Origin of the sequence: Legionella qingyii, assembly GCF_003990155.1 — a bacterium.
GTDB lineage: Bacteria > Pseudomonadota > Gammaproteobacteria > Legionellales > Legionellaceae > Legionella > Legionella qingyii.
Genome location: NZ_RZGX01000017.1, coordinates 62,562 through 75,465 on the forward strand (window position 1 = coordinate 62,562; position 12,904 = coordinate 75,465).

The following is a 12,904-nucleotide window of genomic DNA, read 5'->3' on the forward strand; positions in this document are numbered from 1 at the left end:
GTTTGAGTATTCGTATATCAAAAAAGCGAAGCCTGGTTGCTTGCAACCTGGCTATGGACTGCTTAATCTATTACTGAAAAAGGCCCAAATACTCCTCTTCAGTAAAGGCTTTTAACGGCTCATTTGCATCAGACTCATGGAATATTGATTGAGCTCGTGGAGCAACCATTTTCGTTTGCTCATGAGTTGTTAGAGAACTTTGTCTCCCGGTAATAAAGGGATATGGCAGTGGCTCAGGCTTTGGAACAACGGTCTTTTCCTTCATAAGAATTGCAGGATACGGTAGCGGTTCAGGTTTGGGAACAATCGTGTTTTCACTATTGAATGAAGATGCGCACGAAGGTTTTTGATAGGGTCCAGTTGGAATCCATTGCGGCGGGAAGAACACTGGAGCTGTTCTGCTTTGTTGCTTTAAAAGATAAGTCTGATTCCTTAATTGAACTTTTGCATCCCATTCAGCATAGATTTTATCTACAGCAGTTGCTCGTTGTTGCGCCTGTTTATCAGCAAGACCTCGCCTTACCAAATCATTGACTAGAGAGACATGAATTGGCTTACCATACATTTGTTCTAAATAATTCCCTGAAGCCAATAAAATAGGCCCCTCACACACCAGAGTAATGTGTTCACTATTAATTACCAACGGTGTTTCTTTTTGTTTCCTTTTTTCGTCATCTCTAATTTTTGCTTCCAGCATTTTAGCAATCTTATGATTCGTACATCCATAGGCAGTAAACATAGCATGCCCTTGATGAGGCTTGGCAGGTAACCAAAGTACATTAAAATTATCACCAGGTAAGAATAGTCCATTAAAATTATAGGCTGCTTTTATTTGAGCACTCCCCTTATTCCTTTTAGTATATGAAGTAGCACCCAGGTATTCTTCCGAAAAATCAATTAACTCTGACTCCTCAATTTGTTCAGGTGATATACGCTTAATTGTTAGTGAATCTTTACTGGTATTTACTATAATTAAACGGGCACGTGAATTATCATCTTGCCCCATCTTTGACTTGTATATATAGAACGATTTATTTCCGAATTTGTCTTCCGGATGAACCTCCTGAACTTTCCCGTCAAAATATCTTTCTAAAAACTTCATTGATGCAACAACATAAATTCCATGTGTTTCTAGATAATATTCCGATGATAAGGATTCTTGCTCTTCTATATCCAACTCCATAGGATAGTCCATCTTGAATGCTGACTTTATATTTTCCAGCATCTGGTTAGCCTCTTCTGGCGTAATGCATTCATAAACACACAGATAATCATCCTCATCGAATGGAGATCTGGATTCACTTACGCTCCATTTTGTTATTTCAAGGTTTATACCAATGACCAACATCAGTTTCATGTATTATCCTCTTATTATTTGGATTTTAATTCGTAGTTAACCTCTAAAACTAGTCTTAAGAGGGCTAAAATGAATTGGTTAGAACATCAACTGCCAAAAGACTTACATTTGAACACCAAAGCCTCAAATATATCAGATAAAATAATTTATGGACAACATAATTAGGCTTGGATAGCAATCAGGGAATGCTTGCTAAAAATTAATGAATTTATAAAGTAGATTATAATACTTGACCTTGCCGCAACGTTAACCCTTATTGTGTCTCTTGTGGCTTAAGAGGAATACCATATGAAGTACACAATTAAACAAATAGCGAAGCTTTCTGGTATAAGCACCCGGACTTTGCGCTTTTATGATGAAATTGGTTTATTAAAGCCTGCATTCTATGGTGATAATCAATATCGTTATTATCAGGAAGAGCAGTTACTTTTACTTCAACAAATTCTGTTTTTTCGTGAACTTGAGTTTCCTCTTAACGACATTAAGGAAATTTTGAGCTGCAATGATTTCGATAAAATAAAATCGTTACAGCAACAAAAATCCTCATTGCAGTCTAATGTTGAGCGAACACAAACACTCATACAGACGATTGATAAAACCATTTCCCATTTAAGAGGACAATATAAAATGAATATCGAAGAAATGTTTGAGGGATTTGACCCCATCAAACAACAAGAACATGAAAAATATCTGGTTGAAGCGGGCGTAATGTCACAGCAACAAATTGATGACAGTTGGGCAAAAGTTTCTCATTGGAAAAAACCTGATTGGGAGACATTTAAAGCTTCTGGAGAGCAATTAAATCTTGCACTTGCTAATGCAGTTAAACAAGGCCTTAATATAGAATCAAAGGAAGTACAGGACCTTATTCAACAGCACTATGACTGGGTCAAAAATTGTTGGACGCCAACCAAAGATACTTATTTAGGGCTTGGGCAAACTTATCTCAACCATCCTGATTTTCGTGATTTCTTTAATCGTTATCATCCTGATTTGGTCGAGTTTTTGACTGCGGCGATGGAAGTGTTTGCAAAACGCAATTTGTCTTAAATTGGATTGCCTACCACAAGGTAGGCAATCTTTAAGGTAAAATCAGCATCGATGCAGTGGGTTATATTTTAAGATCAAGGAAAAACAGAGTACTTTTAATTTTTCGGAGAGAAACCATTTCCTGTTTTTTCAGTTGGATCGTTCCCAAAACATTTCTGCAACAATGAAAGAAAATATTCAAGGAACATAAAATGTTCAAAAAAGGATGGCTTTTGTACAATCTTAAAAGATGTCGTGCAATCCTGCTTCATCTTTTCACCAAAGACTTTAAGTATATTATGCAAATCCCCATCTTGATAAATTGGGCGGCCATCAAGAATACCTTGCAAATCTTTTATAACACGCTCCATGCTTCTTTCATCACGAGTTAAGCGACAACTCTTATGACTAATACTTGGAGCAAAAATACTTCTTGATTCACCAAAATAAAAATTGGCGACGTCCTTGCCGTAAGTATTAAATGATTGGCGTGCATAACGCTTCAACAAATACAGAGCATTCTCATAATTATTACCAAACCCTGCATCCTGCCAAGCTTGTCGCCAATAAGCTAAGCCTTTACCACTCATATTAAACAAATTGTCCAAATAGTATTATGGTTGTATTATATTGGAATTATAAATAGATTGTCAAAACTCGATTTTGTGCTTGTAGAATTTTATAGCCATTATCACTGGCGAGAATGGCTGCCAAGTTGATGTAGTTCCATTTTAACTATGCAGTTGTTCTAATTTCTGCACATCGTTTTGCTTGTCATGGATGGATTTCAGAATTTCTCTAATTTTAGGATCCTGCCTACATTTTAGTAAGTACGACGTCATTTGCATGCATCCAAGATATACTGGGTTGAATATTAGGTCATGCTCTTAATTGGGCGAAAAACGTCTTACATCATATGTCAGTAATCTAAAATAATCGTATGACATATAAAACTCTCCATTATTCCCCATGTTACTCCCCCAAGAGTTACGTAGGGTTAATAATCCGGTGTGTTTCTTACCGTAATTATCAACAGCAACCGCATTATCATCGTAACCAGTAATGATCATTCCATGGGCCGCTTGTATATTTGATAAACCCATTAACACATCTGAGGTGATTAACCAAGTATCGTTCTTGGTTTTATAATTTCCAACAGCACCAACAACACCTATGTCAAGACGCGGTAGCATGATCGCAAAAACAGATCGGTCGCCCGAGCGAAGCGCTTCTTTTACTTCATTTAATGTCCAGGAAGAACTGATTCTCCAATAGATATTTGACCAATTCACTATCTTACCGAAGATTAGCTCATTCATTGTGCTGTATTCTTTGGGATCTATAAAAGTCTCAGGTTTCTTATTCGAATGATTGGGGTACTCAGTCAAACCACCACATCCTACAGTTGTTTGTTTTTCTTTGTTCACAACTCCATACTGTTCAATCTGATTTATTACTGCAATAGGATAATTGCCATCCCAACCGCTCAGAGCATATCCATATTTTTCTAAGTAATTGCCTAGCTGTAAATGACAAAGTTGACTAATGTAATCCCCTTGTCCAATCACGGCGTCAAGCGCGCCAGTTATGGCAAATGTGATGCATGTTCCATGTGGCCCTTGATCCAGAACAGGAACATGATTCATAGCCAATTGAACCATTTTAGGAGTTTCGGCATCTAGCAATGAAAGTGAAGTCTGAGAATGATCTGTGGCGATATCTTTTATGCGTCTCACCAGCAGTTTTTTAGCCTCGTCAGATAACTCAATTTTAAGCAGTTGAATGACCTTTGTATTATTTAGTCCACTGTAATTTGAAGAAGATTCGGCGGTAGGTTGTATTGTATGTTTTATTGAGCCAATAACATGCACATCACCAGAAATGGCCCCTTTAATTATCAAAAAAGTTAAAATAGCCACTTGTATTAGGGATATTATAATTCTCGCTGGCTTCATAATAATCGACTCTTTGAAACAAAATTAGGAGCCGATTATTTTCTTTTATTAATCAATTTGCAACATATGTTTAAAATGCCTTGAAATACATATTTTTGAGTGGATTTTTGTGTTGGGTCAAAATGCATCAACCTTGTATCTCCACTTTGTTATGCGGCTATAACATCATAGATAGTCCTACCCATACAACTATCAGTTAATAATTTGGCTACAACATTAATAAATAATACACACATTCTGTGTTAAGCTTGACTTATATATGAAAAAACGAGTTTGGTCATGATAAAAATTGGGCAATTTAATAAATTGAAAATGGTACGGGAAGCTCCTTTTGGAGTATATCTTCAAGGAGGAGAGTGGGGGGAAATTTTATTACCCAATAAATCGGTCCCTAAAGGCGCTTTGGTTGGTGATGTACTGGATGTTTTTGTCTATTTTGATTCAGACGACAAAATTATAGCAACAACCAGGCATCCTCTTGCCAAACTAGGCAGCTGTGCATTTTTAAAAGTAATTGATGTAAATCCTGTAGGAGCTTTTCTTGATTGGGGATTAGATAAGGATTTATTGGTGCCCAAACCAGAACAACACCGGCCCATGGAAATTGGTAAATCTTATCTTGTTTATTTAAAGCAAGATAATCAGGGACGCATTATTGCAAGCTCAAAAATCGATTATTTTTTGGATAAGACAACAGCTAACTTTAAGCCAGGTGAGGAAGTTAGTTTACTTATTGCAGAGAGTACACCGCTTGGAAGAAAAGTAATTATCAACGACAGTCACTGGGGATTAATCCATGCAGGTGATATTTTTCAAACATTAATTTATGGCCAAAAAATGAAAGGGTACATTAAAAAGGTACGTGATGATGGCAAAATTGATATTACTTTGAGACAAATAGGGCAAAACACTATTAATGAATTAGCGCAGCGCATTATATCCAAGATTGAACAATCCGGTGGTTTTTTGGCTTTACATGATAAAAGCTCTCCTGCAGAAATTCAGCAGGCATTTGCCGAGAGTAAAAAAAATTTTAAAAGTGCATTGGGACAACTTTATAAACGCGGTTTGATTGATATTGAAGAGAACGGAATTCGTTTACAGACAATAGAAAAGAAGCGTTAATAAAAAATCTTTATTAATTTTTTTTGTAATAAAATCAGCTAGGGGCTGTTGCAATTCATCTCGCGGGATGTAGGCAGTGAGATGCAGCTTGAGTTCCCTTAGCCGATCATTGAAGCAATTGAATATATTTTCTTGCATGGTTATCTCCTCGAAGCAATATATTGAAACCTTTTGTAGGAAATCTCCTATTTTAGATAAGATTTATTGAGTTTATTAAAATTTAATCTATATATAAAAGTAAGATATCAAGATCTAGCCTATAGAATTTAGAGTCTATTCGAACTGGCTCGATATTACATTGGAGAGTAAGCATGGATGCATCTAAATTTTGTAAGCATTGTGGAAATAACCTAACACAAGATGCCCAGTTTTGTAGTAAATGCGGCGCATCTATAGAAGCAGATTCTTCTTTCTCTCAGACACAAAAGCCATACACCGGCAAAGAAAGTTCTCAGAAATCCCCCATTCTTGTACTCATTTTAGGTTTATTTTTAGGAGTTTTAGGGATTCATCGAATTTATGTAGGAAAAATAACTACCGGCTTATTAATGCTCCTTACAGTAGGAGGACTTGGCATATGGTATTTAATCGATTTACTTCTTTTAGTTACTAACAAATTTGAAGATAAAAATGGCAACTTGATTCAACTAACAAAAAATCCATCTCCATTAAAAAAAGCAATGATGATAATTGGGATTATTGGCGCCTGGTTTTTACTCTTTGTTGGTACGGTATTTGCGATTGTATTGTTTCTTACAAGTGGCTTGATTTACTCCATTGATCATCAGCTTAGTGCATTAAAATCTGGTAATGTTGAAAAAGCATACTCCTATACTTCAAAAGACTTCCAAAAAGCGACCTCTCTTTCTGATTTTAAAAAATTTATAAATCAGTATCCTTCATTAACGAATAATGAGAGCGCATTTTTTAATGAACGAATCATTGAAAATAATATAGGATTTGTTAAAGGAACCCTGACGGCAAAAGATGGCGCAAAGACACCAATTGAATATCGCTTAATATGGGAAGATGGAGCATGGAAGATTTTAAATATTAAGGTAAGTTATACTGGGGCAGGAATAGATATAGATCATAAAAAATTCACTCCACCAAACTTATCGACATCTGAGGAATTTACATGGGTGAATTTCGATAATAAAAACAGTAGATACTCCCTAAAATATCCTAGTAACTGGGAATATATTAAACCAGGAAAAGGAACTGTTCACTTTAAAGGTAAAAAAGGCACTGATTCTTACAACACAACAATTACCATCCAGACGCTGTTGACCAAAAAAAATAAAGGAACATACTCAACCATTCAAGAATTAAAAGATGATTTAAAATCTCAGATTTTTGCGAATACCAAAGACCCTAAGTTATTACAACAAGGAGAGATAAATCTGCCCCAAAATCCTAAGAGATTTCATGGAGAATTCTTGGTTTTTACTTACAAATATAAAAATAAAGAATTTAAGCAAATGTATATAATCTTCTTAAGGGATGATGGATTAGCTTTTTATACCTGGAGCTATGCTTCACCAATAAAACAATATGAAAAAGATCTCTCTACCGCCAAGGGGATGTTTGAGTCATGGATTATTAACTAAGAAAGGTTAAAAGGAATAGCAATAAGAATAAAAAAGCTGCTTTCTCAGGTCACTATTCCTTTTCTATATTGTGTAAAACTCATGCTAAATAGAGCGTTTCTTGCTAATCACCACAGCCTTGAACACAACTATCTCGTGTATCAGAGCAGTTTAATATGCAATCGGTATTCCCATCGCATCCTTTGGTACAACTTTTAGAGTTGACTTCGCATTTTGCTTTGCATGCATCATCAGCAACTGCCAAATTACTAAAGCCAATAGTAATTACTGCTCCCAGCAAGATGGTACAAATTTTATTCCATGACTTATCCATAACATGCTCCTTCACTATTTTTTCGTGTCAATTTAAAATTTAGGCTAAATTTTAATTTTTTATTCATTGCTGCGTTAATGCATCGCATTGAGACAACCTTGACAGCAGGCTTTGATTTGCTCTTTTAGGGTTGCATCACTCGCTGTCGAGGTGACTCCTAGACCACAACCAGCAAGGCATTGAAGAATATCTTTACTCAACCCTCGCGTAGTATCCTTCGAAACGCAATTATCAACACAGCCTTTATTTCCTTTACAAGCTGCCATACATTGTGACAGGTGGTCAACATTTACCGATGCAGCCTGAGCTTCTGTAAAAATGAAGCATGAAGAAATTAAAAGTGTTAATACTATCGACCAAATGTTCTTTTTATGCATTTCTATTCCTCCTTGAAGTTTAACCATCATGGTTAAATATAGAACATTTTAGCGATTTTTGACTTTTAACGCATTTAGGCACACTTGCTCACGCCACTTATATTGCACTTCTTTTTATAAGGTTTTGAGTCCTTCCTCAATGATAGAAAGTCCAATTTCCAAATCTTTTATCTCTGTCGAAAGAGGCATAAGGAGGCGAATTACATTTCCATATCCTCCGCAGCTAAGAATTACCAGTCCACGCTCTAAACAAAATCTTGTTAATCTGTCCGCCATTTCTTTATTTGGTACCTTCGTACTCTTATCTTCCACCAGTTCGAGCGCCTGCATAACACCTAAACCACGAACATCACCTACTATTTTATATTTTTCTTTAAATCCAGAAAGCCTGGAATGAAGTACTTTTGAAAGACTCGCAACATGACGCAAAAGCCCTTCCTCTTCAAAGATTTTGAATACTTCAAGAGCTGCTGCACAACTCAGTGGATTTCCGCCAAAGGTTCCACCCAACCCACCCACCATTGCAGCATCCATCATTTCAGCTTTTCCTGTTACACCAGCAATCACTGTTCCACCACCCAACCCCTTTGCTGTCAGCGTAAGATCAGGCTCCACGCCCATTGTTTTCATTGCAAATAGATTTCCTGTACGACCAAAACCTGATTGAATTTCATCGGCGATGAAAACAATTTTGTTTGCAGAACAAAACTCGCGAAGCTTTTGTAAAAATGGAACTGGGAATTGTATGAATCCCCCTTCCCCTAACACGGGTTCTAAAATCACTGCAGCGGTATTTTCAACACCCACACGCAAATTAACGAGTTCAGAAAAATCGTTGAAACATTCTTCGACACAATTTTTTCCCTGCCAACGATACTCATATGGAATGGGAGCACGATAAACCTCTGAAAGAAATGGACCAAATCCATGCTTATAGGGTTTATTCTTTGCGGTAAGTGCCATAGCCATGTAAGTACGACCATGGTAAGCATGATCAAAACAAATCACGGCTTGCTTTCCAGTATAGGCACGAGCAACTTTAATCGCATTTTCTACAGCCTCAGCTCCCGAATTCAATAGGATTGATTTTTTTTCGAAACAACCGGGAGTGTGATAATTTAATTTTTCACACACCTTGATATAGCCTTCATAAGGAAGAATATTAAAACTCGTGTGCATGAATTTATCAACCTGTGCCTTGACTGCATTGACCAGCGTATCGGGACAGTGCCCTGTATTCACCACACCAATTCCAGATGAGAAATCCAAGAATACATTTCCATCTACATCCTCTACAAATGAACCTTTTGCTCGTTCCACAAAGATGGGAGTAGCGTGAAATGGACCTCGCGCAACATGTTTATAACGCTGCTCCATTAATTTTTGTGATTTTGGTCCCGGTATTTGTGTTTTAATATTAATTTGATTCATTAATACCACCCAATTGGTTCATCATCTAGATTAATATTCACCTGCTTGATTTCAAGATAGCTTTCGATTCCATACAAACCTAACTCACGTCCTGATCCACTTTGTTTGTATCCGCCCCAAGGCATTTCATTATGAGTTGGATGGTAGTGGTTTACCCAAAGAATTCCGGCACGAATTTGAGAGGTCACGCGATGAGCACGAGTAAGATCCTTAGTCCACACAGCTGCTGCCAAACCATAATCGGTATCGTTTGCAATTTGAATTGCTTCTTCTTCCGTATCAAAAGGGATGACTGCGAGTACCGGACCAAAAATTTCTTCTCGAGCGATACGCATTGTAGGCTTCACCTCATCAAAAATAGTTGGCTCAAAAAAATTTCCTTTTTCAAAAACGTCACCTGTAGGACGCTTCCCGCCACAAATCAATTTTGCACCTTCATCAATCCCTATCTTGATGTACTGTTCTACTTTTTCACGGTGAGCACCTGAAACCAGTGAGCCCATTTTGACACCACAATCTAAACCATGGCCAAGCTTGATATTTGGAATTTTTTTCAACATCCCTTCCACCATTTTCTTGTGAATAGAACGCTCAACGATTAAACGAGATCCAGAGGAACAAACTTCACCTTGATTGGCAAAAGCGCCGAAAAGAGCACCATCAATTGCCATCTCAAGATCACAGTCTGCAAATACAATATTTGGATTTTTTCCACCCAGCTCCAAGGATATTTTCTTCAAATTTCCTGTAGCGGCCTGCATTATTTTTTTGCCAGTAACTGTCCCACCTGTGAATGCAACTTTATCCACCATTGGATTCATTGCTAATTCTTCACCCACTTCCACGCCGGGGCCAGTAACAAGATTCACTACACCAGCTGGAAATCCGCATTGATCAATAAGTTTGAATAACTCAAGTGCAGTTATCGGTGTCAATTCTGAAGGTTTTAATATTATGGTATTTCCTGCTGCAAGTGCTGGAGCAATCTTCCAGGCAGCCATAACGAGTGGGAAATTCCAGGGAATAATTTGTCCGCATACCCCTATAGGCTCCCGTATAACATAACTAAAAGAGTTTGCTGGAACCGACATGGTTTCGCCATGAATTTTAGTAGTGAGCCCAGCATAAAATTCAAAGCAATTGGCTGCATCGATCACATCATATTCTGCCTCTAACAAAGGTTTTCCACAATTTCGTGTTTCAAGCTCCGCTAACATTTTTGCATTAGCACGAATCAAATCAGCAACCTTGAACAATAGTTTACTTCGATCAAGCGCTGATGTTTTTCTCCAACCACCTTCATCGAAAGCCTTACGTGCAGCCTTGATGGCGAGCAAAACATCTTCTTTGGCACTTTCTGGAACTTTTGCAAGCAATTGGCCATTACCGGGATCAATAATGTCGCGAGTGTTCCCGCTTATGGCTAAAGTAAATTTTCCATCAATATACATTTCATAATTTTTCATTTATTGAGTCCCTTTTTATTGAGCGCGATAAGTTCCTTTACCACTTGAGTTTGGTTCTGTCGCAGAATAGTTTACAGTCTACAAGGAAAGTCAACTCGGCGAAATTTAAACTGTAAATCTGTAGATCCGTTCGGATTATAAAATTAATTTTTCCTTGTGAGGAAAAATCACCGCCGAATCAGAAAAACCTACATTCACCAATTAGTGGACCTAATCAGCATATCATTTCACTATGCCGCATCAAATAGTTAAAATTTTAGAATTAGATTATCTTTGTGAGCTAAACTTAAAATATGATGGTTAAGTAAATTGATTTGGTTAAACACTCTGGAAACCTCTTTTTTCATAATTATAGATGTTTCTATTTGGGGGAATTATGGATAAATTTGAGACTCAAATAGCATTTAAAAATAAAATTCTGATTCTTGGATTCGGAAGTATTGGCCAAGCAATATTGCCACTCTTATTTCAATGTCTTAAATTAGATCCATCGCAAATTTACATCCTCTCAAAACATAATCTTGGCGCAGATGTAGCAAAAAATTATAACGTTTCATTCCAAAAAATTGCTGTTGAAGAACAGAATTACCAAGAACTTTTGTCCTCTATTCTTAAACCTGGTGATTTTTTGTTAAATTTATCCGTAGGGGTATCGACTATTGATTTAATAAAATATTGCCAGTTAAATAAAATATTGTATTTGGATGCTGCCGCTGAATCTTGGGAGAAAAGGTATAGCGATTCGAATCAACTACTTTCTAATTATGCTCTGCGAGATGCGACATTACAACATAAAAAGCAGGGCCCTACCGCAGTTTTAACCCATGGAGCTAATCCTGGGCTGGTCTCTCACTTTCTTAAACAAGCGTTATGGAATGTCGCTAACGATAACAAGTGGCAGGGTAATCTACCACAAAAACCTGTGGAATGGGCTCAATTAGCCCATGATCTTGATATAAAAACGATCCATATTTCTGAACATGATACTCAAATTTCCTCTCAAACTAAAAAAACAGATGAATTTATAAATACATGGTCCGTCGATGCCTTAATTTCTGAAGCGCTTCGACCTGCCGAACTGGGCTGGGGAAGCCATGAACGTCATTGGCCGCATGATGCAAATCATCACGACTTTGGCTCAAATTGCGGCATATATCTTAGTCAGCCAGGAGCCGAGACTCTAGTCCGTACCTGGACCCCAAACTCTGGCCCTATTAATGGTTTTTTAATTACTCACGCTGAGTCTTTATCTATTGCAGAATATTTAACTTTGAAAAAAGATAATAAAGTATATTACAGACCCACAGTTCATTATGCTTATCATCCCTGCCCTGATGCTATTTTATCTTTAAAAGAACTCGTGCAAAGAAAATACAGACCACAAAAAGAAAAACGAATTATTTTAAAAGAGATTGTTGATGGCACTGATGAACTCGGAGTGTTATTAATGGGAAATAAAAATGGAGCTTATTGGTATGGCTCTTATCTATCTATACATGAAGCCAGAAAATTAGTTAATCATAATAATGCTACAAGCTTACAAGTTGCAGCTGGAGTTTTATCGGGTTTGATTTGGGCTATTAAAAACCCAGAGCGTGGAATTATAGAGCCTGAAGATATGGACCATGAGTATATTTTGAGTCTCGCCCTCCCTTATCTTGGTAAAGTCGGGGGTTATTATACAAATTGGAATCCCCTACAGGACCGGAGCAATTCAAATAATAAAGATACGGACCAAAGCGACCCTTGGCAGTTTATTAATATTCGAATTTAATGACGCGAGATAGAGGATCTTAGCAAATTAAAGCCATCATATTTTATGAGTAAATTAAGCAAGTATTTTGGACTATTGAAATATTAGTTTATTCTAATATAATGTAGGAATGATAACATTAACTAATAATCGCCTTGAAGTCATGAAAAATAATGCTTCTAAGGCAGCAAAAATGCTTAAACTCTTGGCAAACTCCAAGAGGCTTCTTATTTTATGCCATTTATTGAAAAATGAGCGTACTGTTAGTGAACTTCAGGAATTGATAGGATTATCCCAGTCTGCACTATCTCAACATCTGGCAAAAATGAAAAAAGATGGCTTTTTATCCGTTACAAAGCAAGGGAAGTATGTTCATTACCACATCAACAAGCCTGAAGTGGAAGCGATTTTATCAACTTTGTATTTAATTTATTGCAAAGATTAAATTTTAACCAATATATTAGTAAAATCTAATATAATGACCAAGG

At 36.9% G+C, this 12,904-nt stretch carries 12 protein-coding genes; 5 read left to right on the forward strand and 7 right to left on the reverse strand.

The annotated features are described in order from the left end of the window. Positions 1–70 precede the first annotated feature (70 nt). On the reverse strand, positions 71–1,357 hold the full coding sequence (locus ELY20_RS12700) for a hypothetical protein (RefSeq protein WP_110142851.1): 1,287 nt from the start codon (positions 1,355–1,357) through the stop codon (positions 71–73). A gap of 288 nt (positions 1,358–1,645) precedes the next feature. On the opposite strand from ELY20_RS12700, the gene ELY20_RS12705 reads away from it, so the two are divergent. Continuing rightward, on the forward strand, positions 1,646–2,407 hold the full coding sequence (locus tag ELY20_RS12705) for a MerR family transcriptional regulator (RefSeq protein WP_110142850.1): 762 nt from the start codon (positions 1,646–1,648) through the stop codon (positions 2,405–2,407). Between the two features lie 95 nt (positions 2,408–2,502). On the opposite strand, the gene ELY20_RS12710 is transcribed toward ELY20_RS12705, so the two are convergent. Then, positions 2,503–2,976: a hypothetical protein gene (locus ELY20_RS12710; protein ID WP_110142849.1), complete on the reverse strand. Its 474-nt coding sequence runs from the start codon at positions 2,974–2,976 to the stop codon at positions 2,503–2,505. Positions 2,977–3,273: 297 nt separating this feature from the next. After that, positions 3,274–4,341 (reverse strand): C1 family peptidase, encoded by a 1,068-nt coding sequence (locus ELY20_RS12715; RefSeq protein ID WP_110142848.1) that lies wholly within the window; start codon positions 4,339–4,341, stop codon positions 3,274–3,276. Between the two features lie 279 nt (positions 4,342–4,620). Here ELY20_RS12715 and ELY20_RS12720 point away from each other — a divergent pair, with 279 nt between their 5' ends. Both ELY20_RS12720 and ELY20_RS12725 read left to right on the forward strand, forming a co-directional pair. Next, a complete protein-coding gene (locus ELY20_RS12720; protein WP_110142847.1) occupies positions 4,621–5,466 on the forward strand; it encodes a CvfB family protein in 846 nt (281 codons plus the stop codon). 311 nt (positions 5,467–5,777) lie between these two features. Beyond that, entirely contained in the window at positions 5,778–7,076 is a 1,299-nt protein-coding gene (locus tag ELY20_RS12725) for a DUF4864 domain-containing protein (RefSeq protein WP_110142846.1), read from the forward strand. A 103-nt stretch (positions 7,077–7,179) separates the two neighbouring features. Here the strand turns inward: ELY20_RS12725 and ELY20_RS12730 are convergent, their stop codons facing one another. The 4 genes from ELY20_RS12730 to ELY20_RS12745 all read right to left on the reverse strand — a co-directional run bounded on the left by ELY20_RS12730 (position 7,180) and on the right by ELY20_RS12745 (position 10,663). Further along, entirely contained in the window at positions 7,180–7,389 is a 210-nt protein-coding gene (locus tag ELY20_RS12730; RefSeq protein WP_110142845.1) for a hypothetical protein, read from the reverse strand. A 74-nt stretch (positions 7,390–7,463) separates the two neighbouring features. Then, complete coding sequence (locus tag ELY20_RS12735) at positions 7,464–7,766, reverse strand: hypothetical protein (protein ID WP_110142844.1); 303 nt, start codon at positions 7,764–7,766, stop codon at positions 7,464–7,466. 114 nt (positions 7,767–7,880) lie between these two features. Continuing rightward, positions 7,881–9,197 (reverse strand): 4-aminobutyrate--2-oxoglutarate transaminase, encoded by a 1,317-nt coding sequence (gabT, locus tag ELY20_RS12740; protein ID WP_110142843.1) that lies wholly within the window; start codon positions 9,195–9,197, stop codon positions 7,881–7,883. Next, positions 9,197–10,663, reverse strand: a complete 1,467-nt coding sequence (locus tag ELY20_RS12745) for an aldehyde dehydrogenase family protein (protein ID WP_110142842.1) — start codon at positions 10,661–10,663, stop codon at positions 9,197–9,199. Before ELY20_RS12745 ends, gabT begins: the two co-directional genes overlap by 1 nt. Positions 10,664–11,039: 376 nt before the next feature. Here ELY20_RS12745 and ELY20_RS12750 point away from each other — a divergent pair, with 376 nt between their 5' ends. Continuing rightward, positions 11,040–12,437 (forward strand): saccharopine dehydrogenase C-terminal domain-containing protein, encoded by a 1,398-nt coding sequence (locus ELY20_RS12750; protein ID WP_110142841.1) that lies wholly within the window; start codon positions 11,040–11,042, stop codon positions 12,435–12,437. A 109-nt stretch (positions 12,438–12,546) separates the two neighbouring features. Then, positions 12,547–12,861: an ArsR/SmtB family transcription factor gene (locus tag ELY20_RS12755; RefSeq protein ID WP_165831605.1), complete on the forward strand. Its 315-nt coding sequence runs from the start codon at positions 12,547–12,549 to the stop codon at positions 12,859–12,861. Positions 12,862–12,904 lie beyond the last annotated feature (43 nt).